Origin of the sequence: Chitinophaga sp. NPDC101104, from assembly GCF_050277495.1 — a bacterium.
Taxonomy (GTDB): Bacteria; Bacteroidota; Bacteroidia; order Chitinophagales; family Chitinophagaceae; genus Chitinophaga.
Genome location: NZ_JBNNSF010000001.1, coordinates 2,873,099 through 2,890,139, shown reverse-complemented (window position 1 = coordinate 2,890,139; position 17,041 = coordinate 2,873,099). Strand labels below are relative to the sequence as shown.

At 54.6% G+C, this 17,041-nt stretch carries 16 protein-coding genes; 6 read left to right on the top strand and 10 right to left on the bottom strand.

Features of this window, described 5'->3' with window-relative positions:
- Positions 1–460: 460 nt before the first annotated feature.
- A complete protein-coding gene (locus ACQKLP_RS11595; RefSeq protein WP_427322917.1) occupies positions 461–2,305 on the top strand; it encodes a tetratricopeptide repeat protein in 1,845 nt (614 codons plus the stop codon).
- 230 nt (positions 2,306–2,535) lie between these two features.
- Here the strand turns inward: ACQKLP_RS11595 and ACQKLP_RS11590 are convergent, their stop codons facing one another.
- Complete coding sequence (locus ACQKLP_RS11590; RefSeq protein WP_427322916.1) at positions 2,536–3,273, bottom strand: hypothetical protein; 738 nt, start codon at positions 3,271–3,273, stop codon at positions 2,536–2,538.
- Between the two features lie 163 nt (positions 3,274–3,436).
- Here ACQKLP_RS11590 and ACQKLP_RS11585 point away from each other — a divergent pair, with 163 nt between their 5' ends.
- A complete protein-coding gene (locus ACQKLP_RS11585; protein WP_427322915.1) occupies positions 3,437–4,075 on the top strand; it encodes a response regulator in 639 nt (212 codons plus the stop codon).
- Between the two features lie 134 nt (positions 4,076–4,209).
- On the opposite strand, the gene ACQKLP_RS11580 is transcribed toward ACQKLP_RS11585, so the two are convergent.
- The 8 genes from ACQKLP_RS11580 to ACQKLP_RS11545 form a co-directional block, all read right to left on the bottom strand.
- Positions 4,210–4,719, bottom strand: a complete 510-nt coding sequence (locus tag ACQKLP_RS11580) for a hypothetical protein (protein ID WP_427322914.1) — start codon at positions 4,717–4,719, stop codon at positions 4,210–4,212.
- Between the two features lie 17 nt (positions 4,720–4,736).
- The gene (locus ACQKLP_RS11575; RefSeq protein ID WP_427322913.1) at positions 4,737–5,144 is read right to left on the bottom strand and encodes a hypothetical protein; all 408 of its coding nucleotides are present in this window, start codon (positions 5,142–5,144) and stop codon (positions 4,737–4,739) included.
- A gap of 184 nt (positions 5,145–5,328) precedes the next feature.
- Positions 5,329–5,697: a hypothetical protein gene (locus ACQKLP_RS11570; RefSeq protein WP_427322912.1), complete on the bottom strand. Its 369-nt coding sequence runs from the start codon at positions 5,695–5,697 to the stop codon at positions 5,329–5,331.
- 246 nt (positions 5,698–5,943) lie between these two features.
- Complete coding sequence (gene bshB1 / locus ACQKLP_RS11565) at positions 5,944–6,675, bottom strand: bacillithiol biosynthesis deacetylase BshB1 (protein ID WP_427322911.1); 732 nt, start codon at positions 6,673–6,675, stop codon at positions 5,944–5,946.
- A 69-nt stretch (positions 6,676–6,744) separates the two neighbouring features.
- Complete coding sequence (locus tag ACQKLP_RS11560; protein ID WP_427322910.1) at positions 6,745–7,320, bottom strand: DUF4294 domain-containing protein; 576 nt, start codon at positions 7,318–7,320, stop codon at positions 6,745–6,747.
- Between the two features lie 61 nt (positions 7,321–7,381).
- The gene (locus ACQKLP_RS11555) at positions 7,382–8,371 is read right to left on the bottom strand and encodes an alpha/beta hydrolase (RefSeq protein WP_427322909.1); all 990 of its coding nucleotides are present in this window, start codon (positions 8,369–8,371) and stop codon (positions 7,382–7,384) included.
- 80 nt (positions 8,372–8,451) lie between these two features.
- Positions 8,452–10,938 carry a cytochrome c biogenesis protein CcsA gene (gene ccsA, locus ACQKLP_RS11550; RefSeq protein WP_427322908.1) on the bottom strand — a complete coding sequence of 829 codons (2,487 nt, stop codon included), beginning with the start codon at positions 10,936–10,938 and terminating at the stop codon, positions 8,452–8,454.
- An 87-nt stretch (positions 10,939–11,025) separates the two neighbouring features.
- Positions 11,026–11,427 (bottom strand): cytochrome c maturation protein CcmE, encoded by a 402-nt coding sequence (locus ACQKLP_RS11545; RefSeq protein ID WP_126249183.1) that lies wholly within the window; start codon positions 11,425–11,427, stop codon positions 11,026–11,028.
- A 134-nt stretch (positions 11,428–11,561) separates the two neighbouring features.
- Between ACQKLP_RS11545 and ACQKLP_RS11540 the strand changes: the two genes are divergently transcribed.
- From ACQKLP_RS11540 to ACQKLP_RS11530, 3 genes are read left to right on the top strand one after another with little or no spacing between them, the layout of a single operon-like run.
- The gene (locus ACQKLP_RS11540) at positions 11,562–12,608 is read left to right on the top strand and encodes an agmatinase family protein (protein WP_427322907.1); all 1,047 of its coding nucleotides are present in this window, start codon (positions 11,562–11,564) and stop codon (positions 12,606–12,608) included.
- A complete protein-coding gene (locus ACQKLP_RS11535; RefSeq protein ID WP_427322906.1) occupies positions 12,601–13,188 on the top strand; it encodes a hypothetical protein in 588 nt (195 codons plus the stop codon). Before ACQKLP_RS11540 ends, ACQKLP_RS11535 begins: the two co-directional genes overlap by 8 nt.
- A complete protein-coding gene (locus ACQKLP_RS11530; protein WP_427322905.1) occupies positions 13,185–14,480 on the top strand; it encodes a radical SAM protein in 1,296 nt (431 codons plus the stop codon). The genes ACQKLP_RS11535 and ACQKLP_RS11530 overlap by 4 nt, the downstream gene beginning before the upstream one ends.
- Before the next feature lie 232 nt (positions 14,481–14,712).
- Here ACQKLP_RS11530 and ACQKLP_RS11525 read toward each other — a convergent pair whose 3' ends face one another.
- Entirely contained in the window at positions 14,713–15,978 is a 1,266-nt protein-coding gene (locus ACQKLP_RS11525) for an MFS transporter (RefSeq protein ID WP_427322904.1), read from the bottom strand.
- Positions 15,979–16,124: 146 nt separating this feature from the next.
- On the opposite strand from ACQKLP_RS11525, the gene ACQKLP_RS11520 reads away from it, so the two are divergent.
- Entirely contained in the window at positions 16,125–17,018 is an 894-nt protein-coding gene (locus ACQKLP_RS11520; protein ID WP_427322903.1) for a hypothetical protein, read from the top strand.
- Positions 17,019–17,041 lie beyond the last annotated feature (23 nt).

Here is a 17,041-nt window from a genome sequence, read left to right as displayed (position 1 = left end):
CCTTGCTTTGATTCCGTTTATCAAAAACGTCATCAACAAACAGGATGAATTTGATGCTACACAGGATTTATTCATCTAGTTTCGGCAGGTCATGATGCCTTTCACCCCAGGCTATTACATGACCGCAGCGGGCTCCATTGTACCGTAAATCAACCCGCCCTGCTCCCCGATCAGGGCCTCAGGGAACGTTTCGCCCAAACCCAGGAAACGCTCCCTCCCACTTTTTGCGCCATACCTCTCCAGGTCGCCCATTCGCGGTCCGGACTTTTGTGCAACATTCCCCGCGCGAATGCACCTGCATACATCCGACAGACGCTTATGCAGACGTCGGCAAGGCGTTCGGCATCAATTACCGCAAAGCCCTCAAGGCACTTAAATAACGGGCAGACCATACATCCAAAGCCGCTCCCATAGGACGGCTTTTTCATTATATTTGCCTTGTTCCGCCATTTTAACGACCATGCGCCTCATTTTACCTGTACTCTTCCTCTTCATTGCGCCCCGCCCCAGTTCCGGCCAGGACACCACCACCGTGCGCCAATGGATCGCTACGGCTACAGCCAAAGCCGCCATACAACCGGATTCCGCCGATTATTACTACCGGAAGGCCGGCGCCCTGGCCGAAAAGATCGGGTTCACCGACGGATTGCTGGACTACACCCGCCGCTACACCCTCTTCCTCTACAACAACCTCCGGTTCGAAGAAGCGTTGAAGATTTCCGCGCTCCAGCTGGAAAAGGCCATGGAGGTCAAAAATTTCAGTAAAGCGTCTGGCGCCTACAACAACATGGCCCTGCAATACCAGGCCATGGGGCAATTGCAGAAGGCGGCAGACCATCTCATCAAGGCGCTGGAAATGGCCGAACGGCTCAACGACCAGCCGAACCTGCAGAAATATTACACCAATCTCGGGTCCATCCTGCTCGACCTCGGCAATTATCCCAAAAGTCTTTACTACACGCGCAAAGGCCACGAAACCGCCATTGCGCTGAAAGATACCAATGCCATCGGCCGCAGCCTCGTGAACCTCCTGGCCAGCGAAACCCTCAGCAAACGCTACCCCGACGCCCTGGCGCACGCCCACGAAGCGCGGGTCATCGGGCTGTTGCGGAAAGACACGATCCTCCAGCTATGCGCATATATCAACCTGGGCAGCATCCTCAACAGGGTCGACCGGAACGATTCGGCCCTTTACTGGAACCAGGTTGCCGAAAGGCACCTTTCCCCGACCATACCGCCGGACTACAGGATTTACATCGACCACCTGTACGCGGAAATTTACATGTCGCGAAAGCAGCCTGCCAAAGCGGCCCCTTATTTCGACCGGGTGATCGCCGATGCGGAAAACATCTTCCCGCGGAGCGAACTGCGGGAGCTGTACAAACTGGGTACGGAACTGAAGGAAATGCAGGGCCAGCCCGCATTGGCACTGGATTACCAGCGGAAGTTCGACGTCCTCAACGACTCCATGAACAATACGGCCACCCAGGCCGCCATCAACGAGCTGGAAATCCAGTACGCCACGGCCCGGAAGGAACAGGCACTCGCCCAGCAGCAGTTGCAGCTGGAGCGGCAGGATTTCTGGATTTGGGTTTCCTGGGGCATCGTGGCGCTGCTTGTCGGCGCCGGCGCGGTGACCTGGGTTTTGTTCCGGCAGCGGCAGAAAGCGGCCGGCGAACGCAAGCGCACACAACTGCTCCTTGCCCACCTCGCCGGTGAGGAAAAAGAGCGCGCCCGCACCGCACAGGAACTGCACGACGGCGTAGGCAGCATCCTTTCGGCCGCCAAAATCCATATGCATTCGGTCCGCGGAGAAGACCCGGAAGCCTCGGCGCGGGTGGTTTCCCTCATCGAAGACGCCGCCCGGGAAGTCCGCAACATCTCCCACAGCCTCGACCCCGAAATCCTCCTCCAGGAAGGCCTGGAATACGCACTCCGCGCGTTCCTCGCCAAGATCAGCCATCCCGGCCTGTCCATCAACCTGTACACCGTGGGCGAAATGCCCCAGCTCGCCGCCGGACAGGAGCTCCTCCTCTACCGCATCATCCAGGAAGCCATGAACAACGTCATCCGCCACGCCAACGCCACCGAAGCCATCGTGCAACTGGGGTACGACAACGGTATCCTGACCCTCACCGTCGAAGACAACGGCAAGGGTTTCGATACCAGCGCCGTGCCTGGCAAAGGCATCGGGCTGGGCAACATGGTGACGCGGATCAATCTGCTGAAAGGGCATTATGAAATCAGCAGCCGCCCGGGTGAAGGAACGAGCATCTACGCGGAATTCGCCGGCCTGATGGCATAAAAAAACCCGCTCTTCGCCGTAGCCGGCGGGAAGAACGGGCTCATCATCAAAAGGGACCGGATATTACAGGGATAAACACCTGTGCATGGTCACGATTTTCAGGAACCGGGGCTGCACATGGACTTTCGGGGCAATGGATTCCGTTTTCTGATAGCAATATTTTGGGGGCAATGGATGATACCGTTCTTATTTGGGGAACGAACCGGATGTGGCCGGAAATCGGCAATACATTATTTTATTTTGTATTCAAGTATCTGGCAATTGTTGCAGAAGGATTCGAAGGTGGGATAGAAATCGAACGTCACATCTGCGCCGAAAGCGTCTTGCGTCCGCCATTTCCGGAGTTTCAACGCTTTGCCTTCGTAAGCGGCCGTAACTTTGTACCTGCCGATGGGCACATCGCGTAAATCATTCCCGTTCGCCGATTTCAGGGTCAGCACCTTTCCGGCGGAACCATCGATCAGGGGGCCGGAAGGGGTGAATGTCCAAACGATCTCGCGGTCTTCGATCACTTCGAATTCCCCGACGGTATGGTTGAATTCCACCACACCGCCGTAGGTACCCGTCATCGGCTCCGTTTTTTCGCCGGACAGTTTCCAGGTGAAATTGCGTACGGCGCCGTCGCCCCCGAAACCGTCGGAGTTATCCGGGTGAAGGTCCATTTTGAACTTCCGGCCGTTGTATTCGACCGTATTTTCGGCGAAGGCGTACCAGGAGCCGATGGGGATTTTGACGCTGTAGGTGCCGTCGTCTTTCGTGCTGGTGGTGATGTTGGAGTTCCAGAAAATGCTGTGGTCGATGATGATCTTTACGCCTTTGAGGGGCTTACCGGCCGAATTCACGACTTTGCCGGTCACATAACCTTTCTGGGGCTGGGGCTCGCCGTTACCGCCTTCCTTGTTATCGTCTTTCTTGCAGGCGATGGCGGCGAGCGCGAGGATGATTATGGGGGTGATGAAACTTTTCATACTATTCGGTTTTAACGGTACAAAAGTATACCGCTCCGCAATGCCGGAAAACGGGTGTAGTACGTGATTTCAGGACCTACGTAGTAGTACTGGGGGATGTTACCGCAGGAAGCTGTTTTTTTGCATTAAATTTACTGTCACACTTACTTCAATCCGAGCACTCATGGAAATCAGGATCGGCATCGCGGACGACCATTTGTTAATCATCAACGGGCTGGAAACGATGCTCAGTTCATCGCCCCGGCATCAACTCATATTCAAGGCACTTACGGGCGCTGCGCTCATGGAAGCGCTGGAGCAGGAAGCGCCGGACGTGCTGCTGCTCGACATCCAGTTGCCGGACGCCAACGGCGTGGACCTCTGCAAGCAGATTTCCGACCAATACCCGGACGTGCGGGTGATTGCATTGACCAACCACGAAGAAACGATGTACGTGCGCAAAATGATGCGCAACGGGGCGCTGGGCTACCTGCTGAAGAGCACCGACCCGGAGAGCCTCCTTTCCGCGATCGATAAGGCGTACGACGGCGAAGAGTACCTGGACAAACGTCTTGAGAAGGCCATGTTATCGGAAATGATCATGGGAAAGCGGCAATCGAGCCGCGAAGTGCAGCTGACGAAGCGGGAAACGGAAATATTGACGCTGATCGCATCTGAGCATACGAACCAGCAGATCGCGGAGAAACTGTTCATCAGCCTGAGAACGGTGGAATGTCATAGGTTGAATATCACGCAGAAGCTGAACATCAAGCACATGGCGGGTTTGGTGAAGGAAGCGATGATGCGGGGGTTGATTAAGTAAACGTAGATTACAGCGGGTAAAGCGAAGGTATATTAAAACGAGCGACCTGATCTTCTGAAACCCGAATATTCTGTTCGCATAATCATTCTTGTTGTGCTCGATAGAAACTGATACTATCTTCTTGTACAGTGGGCTTAATTGTTGCCTAGATCCAAATTAGCCCCGTTATAAATTTTCATTTCTTTTTTTTTTGACCAATGGCTGACTAACATTCCAAGGCTGTTTACACTTTCTTCTTGCAAAAGAAAATCAACTTTCATTTTTACACCCTCATAGCTGAATACTATTGAATTTCCAGAACCTTGATTCATTGAAATGCTATTGATAGCGTTGAATTTACCTTTTACGTCCACAAGGTAAAGTATAACATCCTTTATCTGCTGAAACGGGAATTTCAAACTAGCATTTTGCTCAACAACAACTATCTCCTCAGTTGATAGCAAGACGGCGCCTACAATCCGATAATTCCTAATCAACATCGCAGATCCTATGCTGGCAATACCTAAAATTGACCAAATTGCCATTTTACCTGTACTAAAAATTAAATCAACAATTGAAAAAAGCAGCATTATTAATCCAAAAAAGATCAGACCACGAATGATCATGATATTTTTCCTTCTGATTAATGGTAAAGTCATTTGCATAAAATATAATATTTAAGCTATTGCTGAAGTGGTCCATATTTATACGTATCAAATGCACCCATATCATTCATGAAATTCACAGTAGTATTGACTTCTTGTAGCCCGACTCCGACCTCTTTTGCAATAGCTGTCGTTTTAGCACCCGCTCCTACTCCACTAGCCGCATTACCAAGCGCCCCAAAACCTGGATAGGCAGTAGCAAGTGTGATAATAGCGAACACCTTGTCAGATTTGCTATTAGCCTGTACGTTGTAAATATCTTCACCTCTGGCAAGCACAAAAATTGAATTCGGAACACTAAATAATGGATTAAGCCCGGCTATGCCTTTTACCACTCCGTTCGCCTGTCCATCTTTTCCTCGAACTGAAGCATCTGCATTCATCGCTACAATTTTAAAATAATCATATCCAGACGCATTTGCCATGAAAGTGGATGTAGAGCTCCCTGTTGCCAATAGCAAATTAGAGCGATCTTTGCCCGGTTTAAATACTTGCGTATTAACGTTGTAAATTGTGGATGTCTTGCCATTTACATCTGTATGGGTACTAGTATAGTTGGATGCTGGGTCTCGTTGCTGGTGTAGACGTACAGGAACCCGGATTTCTCCATCACCACGTTGTCTTGCGCAAGCGTCTGCAGCCTGGCTGGGCGGTCACCTGTTTCACACCGCTGGAACCTTCCACTAAGTTAAAGTTCTCATCGAACAGGACAAAATTCAGGAAAGCTTTGGGCCTGTCCGGGTTGTTCGGGGATTTGGGGTCCCGTTCCTTCATCCGGTTCCAGCTGTCGTTTACAAAGTTGTTGTTGAAGGGCGTGCCGTTGGCACATTCGGTACCGCCGTGGCCATCGGCAGCCGCGGCGCCGGGGTTGCCGAACGCCCGGATCAGCGATGCGGCCATGTCGGCGATGGGCCTGTCGTTTTTTTGTGCCTTGTTGGGGCTTTGTGATTTATAGAAGGCCCTGGCGCCCAGGCGCACCGTATCCCCTGTAGTCTTTATAAAATTTCAACACATGGCCATTTGTAATTTTGCCATGCCGGAATACGGCTTCTTTCTTGATCCTATCCATCAGAATCATCGTAACCAAATTTCCTATTACATCAATGCTGCCAATTGTGGACAGCGTTCTACCTACCCCCTTAATTACTATCTTCTCCATACTCGCCATTCAAAAGAAAGTCTCCGCTTACGGTGGAGTCTCTCGAATAAAAACACATAAACGTATCAGGTCGGAACATTAATAAGGTCCATGAGGCTTTTCACCCCGATCATCTTCGCGCTCGTAAACCCTTCCGCGTAAGGCACGCCGATCATTTTTCCGAGCATTTTGGCGCGGTACATCACGCTGTCGAAGAATTCGGGGGATGAGATGTAGGTCTGCGGCTCGTGGTCTTTTTCTGCGAGGAACTGTGTTTTGAAACATTTGATCGCGGCGATCTTCTCCTCGATCACCTCGGTGATATCCACCACGAAATCGGGCTGCAGGAAGCGGTCCTGGATGAAATGGTACACCTGCGCGGGGCGCCAGGCGTGTTGGGGCTGCCCGTCGTCGCCGAAGGTCTCGATCTTGCGGAGGCCAGACATCCAGGCGGCGTCTCTCACCAGTTGCGAAGCACGGCCGTGGTCGGGGTGCCGGTCTTCCGTGGCGTTGGTCAGCACGATGGTGGGCCGGAACTTGCGGATGGCGCGGATCACGGCGAGCTGATCGTTTTTCGTGTTTTGGAAAAACCCGTCGGCCAGGGAGAGGTTCTCGCGCACGTCGAGGCCCATGACCTTGCAGGCGTCCTGCGCTTCGAGGATGCGGCCTTCAGGCGTGCCGCGCGTGCCCAGTTCGCCACGGGTAAGGTCTACAATGCCGGTCTTCAGGCCCTGGCGGGCGTGTACCATCAGGGTGCCTGCGCAAGACAGCTCAACGTCGTCGGGGTGCGCAGCGATGGCGAGTATATCCAGTTTCATGATGCTCAGATTTTTGCCCGGCAAAGTTCGGGTTTAGGAAGGGATGTACCAAATCCCGGTGGAGCGGGATCAGTTAAAACGGTTATAGAGCTGGATTTCCTGGACGATCAGCTCGATGTCGCGGTCGTCCTGCGTATTGAATTCGCTTTTCAGGTTGCCGCCGAAAAAGAATGCTACGGTTTGGTACATCCGCGCGTTGAATCCGCCTTTCAGCTCTTTGATGATTTCGTAACAGTTCTCCCCTGTTTCGCGGTGGATGAGTTTCATGAGCACTTTGCCCTGGTATACCGACAAATTCTCCAGTTTATCGCCGAACTGCGCTTTCAGCTCCTTTTCCTTGCTGGCGAGGTACTCTTTCCGCTGCTTTTTGGAGGTACAGCGGTCGAGGTCGCGGCTCACGTCTTTAAGCACCCGGGAGGCCGACACGGCGTAGGGATACGTCACATACACGGCATTGCGCAGGCGCGTCCAGCGTTCGCGCTCCTTGCGGAGGCGCTTCGGCAAACGGTCGTATACATCAAAAATGGAAAGGGTGATGGAGGGAATGGTATCTGTTCCAACAACAATGGCGCGGACGGCGACGGAATCTCCTGCAGACCTTTGCTGGGCAAGGGACCGGCCTGTCAGGCACAGGAAAAACATCATACAGCAAACCGCGGATCGAAGCACTGGAACGTATTGGTTTCTCCCCAAATTACGCATTTTTTCAATTCCCGTACATATCCCGCCACCACGCTTCTATGGCCGTTTCCACGCCCGGCACGTCGTGAGACGTAATGTTGGAGCCGATCACGTGGCTGCCGGCGCCGGGAATGGCCACTGCGCGCTTTTTCGCGGCGGGCGTACCCAGTTTTTCGTGCATGGCGAGAATGGCGGATACTTTCACCGTAGGGTCCTGCTCCTTTTCGTTCTTGTAATAGTACAGGTTGAGGATAGGCTGGCTCACCCGCGCGAAGAGCTCCGGTTTCATAGTATGATCCACCAGGTTTTCCAGTTCCACCGCGGCTTCCAGGCGGTATTTCGTATACCAGTATTTCGCTTTTTCGGGGTTGGCGGGCGTAGATTCATCGTATTTGCCGCGCTTCACCGTCCGGGCCACCATGAGGCCCCAGGGCTCGTCGAGCATCCCGACCATGGGCTGGTTGATGGCGATGTTGGGAGACATGTTGACGACGGCCTCCACATCATTAGGGAACTGCGCCGCCAGCATCAGGGCCAGCGTGCCGCCGGTGCTCGTTCCCATGACGATCACCTTGTTGCCCAGCTGCTTGCCGATGGCGAGGGCTTCGCGGGCGTCTTTCCAGAGCCCTTGTGCCGTCATGTCCAGCAATGGCTCGGGGGTTTCCAGGCCGTGGCCGTCGAGCCGCGACAGGTACAGGTTGAACCCGTGCTTTTTCGCGAAATCGGTGTGAACGGGGAACCCTTCGTGTTCGCTCGCCGAAAATCCGTGCAGGTACACCACGCTGAAAGGGGTTTTATGGACAGAGTCGCCCGCCCAAACGATCCTGGCGCGGTTGCCGGGGCGCGTTTTGAACCCGGCTTCCTTCTTGTCCACATATGCCGCCACCTGCTCCAGCTGCTGGGGCATTTTGGGCAACGAACCCTGTAAATCAGGCGGAGCGGGCTTGGGGCCGAGGATGTAAATAACGGCCAGCACAGCCAGCACGATGAGGAGAAAACGGAATATCCTGCGCATAGGAGAAGGGTTTGCACTGCTAATATAAATAAAAAGGACGGCCGCATGGACCGTCCTTCATATGAATATCATGTTATATATTATTTCCGCATCCGCTGGCGCATCGCCATGGCGAAACCAACGGCCATTACGATGATACCGATCCACAGCACGTTGATCCAGGGGAAAACGAGCGCTTTCAGTACGATGTAATCCATCGGTTCGCGGGTTTCCTTCAGTTCGATCTGCACCTTGTTTTCGTTCGGCAGGATCTTGGTGAATTTCACGGCCAGGCTCAACGGCGCGATGGTATCGGGCACATTCGCCTGGAAGCTGCTGTCGCGGATGAAATATACCGGATTGATGCGGAAGTCGCCATTGTCGCGGGTATGCACGTAAATTTCGGCGCCCACGGCAATGTCTCCCGGCTCGGGATGGTAATTCTTCTGCTGCGGTTTCGTGTTCAGGTTTTCCAGCACCATGAACCCTTTCGAGAAATAAACCGTATCGCCCTGGGTGATGACGTGCTGTGCATATGGCAGCGTATCGGCCGGGATGTCTTTCCTCGGAACGGCGGTGATGTAAGTGAAGATATCGCGGGTGAGGTAATGTTTGGAATCCGGGTTGGGCGTAATGCCTTCCTGGCCCTTCACATTGAGATACGCGTCGGGATACAGCGTGAAACGCTCCGTGGGCACGTCTTCCAGCTTCGCTTTCCGTTCATATTCAACAATGTAGAGGGTTTTATCCTTATCTACGGTGCTGATGGAATCGCCGCGGTATGTCACGAAATACGGTCCCATCTGCACGGGCAGGCCTTTGGGCAGCATGAGGTTTTCGCGGGAATTCTGTCCGCTTTCCTTCGTGAAGTATCCGCTGAGCACGTTCATCGAATCGATCGACAGCACCTCTTTCTTGCTGGAGGAAATGAGGATCCCCAGCAGCATGAGCCCGAAACCGACGTGGGCCACGGAGGCGCCGGCGGCTTTGGTCTTGCCTTTCAGTACGGTGATGATATAGGTGATATTGGCCACGATGGCGTACACGCAGGCGAACAGCATGAGGTAGATGCCCAGGAGCACACCCGCGCCGTAGTCGGTATAGAAAATACGTCCCGCTACGCCGATCAGCACGGCGATGGCAACGGAAATCAGCGTAGGCCAGGCCAGTTTCTTGGCCAGCACGCCTTTGGGCGTATCCTTGTACTTCATGAACTGGGTGATGGCCGTGAGCAGGGCGATGATGATCGCCAGCCAGATCTGCACTTTGTTGTAATGCAGCATCACGTCGGTCGGCGGCGCGAATTCTTCCAGTTTGAACAATTTCCGGATACCGGAGATATCGAGCAGTTTGTTCCAGACGGGGATGGAGGTGAAGAAGGTGACGTGCAGCGCGCTCACGAGGAGCACGAGGGCGCCGACGAACATCCAGAATTCGCGGGAATAGGTGCTTTCTTCCTTTTTCAGCGCCGGGATCTGCTTTCCGCGGGCGATCAGCATGCAGAAGGCCGGGATGGTGAAGATGCCCATGAACACGAGGAGCTGGCCGCTCATGCCGAGATCGGTGAAGGAGTGCACCGAGGTTTGGCCGAGAATGCCGCTACGGGTAAGGAAAGTAGAATAGAGGATGAAAACGAAAGAGATCAGTATAAAGAAAAACGATGATTTGAGGGCGTGGCCAGACGATTTGAAGGCCAGCATGGTGTGAATACCGGCTACGAGGGTGAGCCAGGGCACCATGGATGCGTTCTCTACGGGGTCCCAGGCCCAGTAGCCGCCGAAAGTAAGCGATTCGTACGCCCAGGCGGCGCCCATCATGATACCCACGCCTAACACCATTCCGGCAAAGAGCGCCCAGGGCAGCGCGGGTTTTACCCATTCGGTGTACCGGCGCGTCCACAAAGCGGCCACACCATATGCGAAAGGCACGATGGTGGCGGCGAAGCCGAGAAACAGCACGGGCGGGTGGATCACCATCCAATAGTTTTTCAGCAGCGCGTTCAGGCCGTTACCGTCCATGAACTGCTTGAACTGCATGTAATCCGGGTTATTGAAAATGGGCAGCGACGGGTCTTCCTGGCGGATGAGCAGGAACGGGTTGCTGCCTACTTTATAGTCGAACATGTAAATACCGATCAGCATGCTGCCGAGGCAGACTTGCGAGAACGCGAGGACCGCCATGACAGGGGCTTCCCACGATTTCGAAGTGTTGATCAGGATAATGCCCAGCACGCTGTGCCAAACGCTCCAGAGCAGGAAGCTGCCCTCCTGCCCTTCCCAGAAACAGCTGAGGAGGTATTTCACTTCCAGTTCGCGCTCGGAGTGTTGCCAGGCGTACTTATATTCGAATAAGTGATTGGAAATGATGTAGTAAAGGGTGGCGAATACGGCAAAAACGGAAAATGCCTGGATGTAAAACGACCACCGGCCGATTTTGGCCCAGGAGGATTTTTTCAGTTCATCCGAATGCCTGACGCTGATGAAGTAAGCCACGACAGACACCATGGAGGCCACGAAAGCCAGGATGGTGAAGAAATGGCCCAGTTGTCCGGGAAGCAGGTGCTCCCCATTGTATTTGATCGATTCCAATGGTTGTTCCGTAAGTTGTGAGGATTCCGCCGCCCGGTGGCATAGTGCTGAAAGACGACGATATACAGTTATTGTTTAATATCTTCCTTATCCTTTGCGCTGTGCGCTGAAGGCCTGCTGCTCGTCTTTATATTTCGACGGGCACTTCATCAGTATTTTGCTGCAATGGAACTCGGTGCCGACCATTTTGCCGGTGAGTACCAGCTCGGTGGATTTCTCGAAGTCGGTGGGCCGGGTACCGTAGAACACGACACGGCTGATTTCGCCGCTTTTGTCTTTCATATGGAAGCTGAAGTAGTTGGCATCCCGGGCGGGATCGTACACCACGGCCTTCGTACTGTCTAAAGCGCCGATCACGTGAATCTCCTTTCCTTCCTTCTTCCGGGCGGTAGCGAATGTTTCATAGGTGCTGAAATCACCCACCATCATGACCATGCCGGCCACGCAAACCGCTATTACTACGAGCAGAATAATACTTGTCTTCTTCATCCTTAGCAGATTAATCGAGACCAAAGGTAGCCAAAAAACCCGTTCCGGGGGGCTGATATTCGTCAGGTTTCCCCCTCCCGGAACCAATTTTTACCTGTACCTTTGCGCGGAAATAAGCTAAGTATTGATTCATCATGGCTGATCTATCGAAATTCGATCCCAACTCCCCCGGCCTGCTGTCCAACAACATTTTCGGACTGCCTTTCGGGGAAGACGATGCACGGCTGGTACTTTTGCCCGTGCCCTGGGAAGTGACGGTGTCTTATAACAACGGTACAGCCCGTGGCCCGGAACACATTTACAAAGCCTCCCTGCAGGTAGACCTCTACGATTCCGACACCGGGACCGAAGGCTGGAAACAGGGTTTCTTCATGAAGGAGCAGGACCGCCAGCTCCTCCTCCGGAGCGATTACCTCCGCAAGGAAGCCGAACTGTACCTGAAATTCCTCGCCGAAGGGGGGGATATCAGTGAAAACGACTTCATGCGCCGCTCGGTGGACGATGTCAACAAAGGCGCCTGTAAAATGAACGCATGGGTTTACGAACAGACCAAAAACCTCCTGGACAAAGGGAAGCTCGTTGGCCTCGTAGGTGGCGACCACTCCACCCCGCTCGGCTTCTTCCGCGCCATGGGCGAGCATAAGGGCGATTTCGGCATCCTGCAGATCGATGCGCACGCCGATCTGCGCAACAGCTACGAAGGCTTCAAATATTCCCACGCATCCATTATGTATAACGCGCTGGAGGAAGTGCCCCAGCTCAGGAAGCTCGTCCAGGTAGGCCTGCGCGATTTCTGCGACAGCGAGCTCGACCTCATCCGTAACAGCGATGGGCGCATTTCGGCGTTCTTCGACCAGGACATGAAAGAGCGCATGTACGAAGGCGAGACCTGGAAAAGCATCTGCGACGACATCATCTCCCAGCTCCCCCAGCAAGTGCATATCAGTTTCGATATCGATGGGCTGGACCCGAAGCTTTGTCCACACACCGGTACCCCGGTGCCGGGGGGCCTCGAAGCCCAGCAGGTGTATTACCTCTTCCGCCGCGTGATCGAAAGCGGGCGTACCCTTATCGGGTTCGACCTGGTGGAGGTCAGCGCGGGGCTAGACGAGTGGGACGCCAACGTGGGCGCACGCATCCTGTTCAAATTGTGTAACCTGATGGTGAAATCCAATGCATAAGTTCCGCATCCTACATCCGAACGCCATCACCAAACTGCGCATGCAACCCATTATGCATGGCATGATCGGGATACTTTTCCTGTTCAACCTCATCGGCGTATACAAAATGGAGCATCCCAACTGGCTGATGGCCCTGCTGTTCATCGCGCTCGGCACGGCCAGCCTGGCTTTTCCGTTCATGATGCGGAAGATGCGGAAAATGTCCGAGACCAATTCCGTATTGCGGCTTTTGCAGGTGTTCACACTTTTATCGGGAAGTCTGTTCTTTTTATCGCACATGCAGCCCATCATCGGCGGCACCCTGCTGCTGGCGGGGCTCGGCGTGGCATATACCGGCTATGCGGAATACCGCATCATGCAACCGGCGTACGCACGGATCGAAGATGGCGGCATTTCCCTCCCCACCGTTTTCGGAGAGAAGCATTACCGGTGGAACGAGATGAATAACGTAATTTTGCGGAACGACCTCCTGACGCTGGATTTCCGCACCAACAAAGTGCTCCAGCTCGAAGTGCTCGACGAATACTCCCCCGCGCAAACGGCGGATATCAATGCTTATTTTCAATCCAGGCTGACATGAACGTTTCTCCTTATATAATGTACTCCGACGGCAAGGGCAACATCTTCGAGGATACCTCGCTGTATGTGGTGGGCCGTGCCGGGTGGGATGCATTTCCCATCCCTGAAGATGAATGGATCGAGCTTCCCGAAGGAGGCAACCTATACGAACTGCCCGGCCGCAGAGGCATCGGGATCGATGTGCAAACCGGCGAAATGCGCCTTTGCGAGAAAGGATGGGCCGTTGCGGCGTTCATCCCGCCCGCGCATACCGGGCTGTACCTCGCGGCGTACGAGACTTTACCGGACGCGCCTACCCTTCCCCTGTTCTGCTACACGGCAGCAGGTTGGCACGACAATAAATTTTTTGTTCCGGCTGTGCGCATCGAGCAAGACATCCGGCAGGAATGCGCAGGATTCGACGATAAATCCGTGAAATCGGGCGTAACCGATATGCTGGCCGCTTACCCGCACAACCGGCTGGTGCAGCACCTGGCCAATAATTGCGCGCTGACGTACCATTGTCCGGCCGCGCGCAACTATTTCATGGGCCGCTGGGAATGCCCCATCCCGTCTTCCCCCGCCTGTAATGCCAATTGCATCGGCTGTATTTCGTTCCAGCCGGAAGAGGAGACGATCGTTTCCACGCAGGACCGTTTGACGTTCAAGCCTTCTGCGCAGGAGATCGTGGAATTTACCGTTCCTCACCTGGAATCGGCGCCATATCCTATCGTGAGCTTTGGGCAGGGATGTGAAGGCGAGCCGCTGCTTATGTGGGAAACCATCCGCGAATCGATCCTCGAGATCCGCAAGCATACGGAAAAAGGGAGTATCAATATCAATACGAACGGCAGCAAGCCCAATGCGGTGCGCGAGCTCTGCAAGGCGGGGCTGAACAGCATCCGCGTGAGCCTCAACTCCGTTCGGGAAGAGATTTACACGCCGTATTACCGGCCTAATAACTACCAGTTCTCCGACATCATCGAGAGCATTAAAGTGGTGCGGGAGCATGGTGGATGGGCGTCTATCAACTACTTCGTTTTCCCGGGCATGACCGATACGGTGGAGGAATATGAAGCCCTCCGCACGGTGATCCGTGAAACCGGCCTGAACATGATCCAGTGGCGGAATTTCAACATCGATCCGGACTGGTACCTGGGCAAGATCGGCGTGGTGGAAACCGGCGAGTTACTGGGTGTGAAACAGCTGATGGAGCTCATCCGCGAAGAGTTCCCTGATGTGAAATTCGGGTACTACAATCCGCCGATGGAACGTATCAAAGGCAACTACGAAGCGGATTTCGCGCATTTCTAGTTTGTAAAATTACGCACGATAAAAAAGCCCTCATCGCTGGATGAGGGCTTTTGTTTTTGGAACGAAGTATTGTCAAGGGAATTTTTTTTCGGTGGATGCGGAAAGCCTTTTGCATGAACATTTGCTGATGAAATAATGCCGCCTGGTGAAGTGAAGTTCACGCTGCGATGCGTTGTGCCGGTGCCTGGATTTCCGGTGGATACGAGAATGCATGTTCCGTGGGCATGTCCGGTCAGGCCACGGCTGCTTCAGGAGCCGGGTTGGGCTCGGGCGTGGGCGCGGATGCCGCCGGAGGGGTGGATGTATTTTTCAGCATCCAGCGGAACCCGAAGAAAGTGAGCAGGCTGATGCCGCCTACCGCCCACCACCAGTCGCGGAACCCGAAATGTTCCACGCCGAAAGCGCCTAATGTGGGCGCGAGGATCGTGGCGCATGAAAACGCGACCGTGTAAAGGCCCGCATACTGGCCGCGGTTGTGGGCCTGGGCGCGGTTGATCCAGAAGTTGTTCATGAACGGCAGGGTCATCATTTCGGCGGCCGAGAAAAGTACGATGTGGAGATAGGCCACAGCGGCCACGGGCGGCACGAAGTTGAAGATCACGTAGGCCAGTCCCATGAGGAGGGCGCCGATGCAGATGTAGTACTCGTTGGGCCGGCGGTTTTCCAGCTTGAACACGAGGATCATTTCGATGAGCGCGATCAGGATGCCGTTGGTCGAAATCGCCAGGCCGATCATGCTCTCATCCATGTGCACCACGGTTTTGAGGTACACCGGAACGATGTTGAACATCTGGAAAAGGCAGATGGCGTTGAACGTGACGAGCAGGATGAAGAAGAGATAGCGTTTATCCCGCCAGGCAGACATATTGGCTTCACCCGCGGGCGCTTGATGCACGATATTTTCCGAAGTTTTCCCGGGACGGAGGAACAATTTCAGCAGGAGCGCCGCCGAGAGGCAGGAAAATGCGTCGGCGAAGAAAAGCATATTGTAGCTGATCGTGGCCAGCACCCCGCCTACCGCGGGACCTACCGCCCAGCCCAGGTTCGACGCCAGGCGGAGCAGGGAATATGAGCGCAGGCGCGTGGTGGCATCGCTGTAATGCGCTACCGCCGCGAAGTTGGCGGGGCGGAAGGCATCGCCTACCATTCCCAGCACAAAAACCGTAACGGCGAACTGCGGGAAGGTATCCATACGCGAAAGCACGAGGAACATCACGCCGTGCATCGCCAGGCTCCAGAACTGCACCGGGTGAAAACCGATGCTATCCGTCAGTTTACCGCCCAGCAGGGATCCGAGGATCGAGCCGATGCCATAGACCGTCATGACAATTCCCGCCTGCTCCAGCGAAAAATGAAGCTGCGTGGTAAGATACAGCGTGAGAAAGGGGATCACCATGGCGCCGGCGCGGTTGATCAGCAGCACGGTCGCCAGCAGCCAGACTTTTCGCGGAATACCGCCGTAGGCGCTTCTGTACAAGGAAATTGTCTTGTCGAACATAATGTACCGCAAATTACACCGCTTACTTACATTTACCCGGCCGGAAATGACAAACCGCATTTGTAAATGACAGGCGCGGCAGGGTATTTGCAGCCGGGAACGGGGGCATTCCCTCCACCGGAAAAAAATATTAACTTTGGAACACCATGACAGAGCAAAACAAATCCAAAAATATAAAAGCCGCCGGCATCACGATCGGCGTACATGCCTTGCTGTTAGTGGCACTGGTGATGGTGAGCCTCGACGTGCCGCCGCCGCTGCCCGACCAGGACATGGGCATCGAAGTAAACCTCGGAACGTCTGACGACGGTATGGGCGACGAGCAGCCGCTCAATCCCAATCCGCCCGCAGCCGCCCAGCCGGAGCCTTCCACGCCGCAGCCTGCCGCCGCTTCGAAAGCGGACAACAGCAATTCGCAGGAACTGGCCACGTCCGACGAGGCCGAGGCGCCGGAAGTGATCAAGCAGCCGGTGAAGCCTGTCAACGTCAAACCCAAAGAAATCGCTAAAACACTCGAGCCCAAGCCGGTAAAAGCGCCCAAGCCCAAAGCGGAAGCGCCTCCCGCACCCGTTCCCCCTGCCCCGAAACCGAAACCCAAAGCCGTATTCACCGGCGGAACGGGTAACGCGGCCAATAGCGGCAACGGGGCCGACGGCTCCAATAACTCCACCGGGGAAGGCAATACCGGCAAACCCGGAGACCGTGGCGTCATCGGCGGCAGCCCCAATGGCGGCGCCTACACCGGCACACCCGGTGCAGGCCGCGGTGCGTCGGATTTCCGGCTCGCCGGGCGCACGCTCGTGAACCGCCCGTCCGTTGAATGGGACGGGAACGAAACCGGATATGTGGCCATCAACATTAAAGTGGACCGTAACGGGAATGTAGTCAGCGCCACGCATAATCTCCGTGGTTCCACCATCAGCAATCCCGCTGCTATCCGCGAAGCAAAGGAAGCAGCCTTGCGGATAAAATATAATGTGAGCCAGGAAGCGCCGGAAGAACAATTCGGGCCTATCCGGTTTTATTTCAAACCGCGATAAAAGCCGTTCCGCTGGTATGCTGC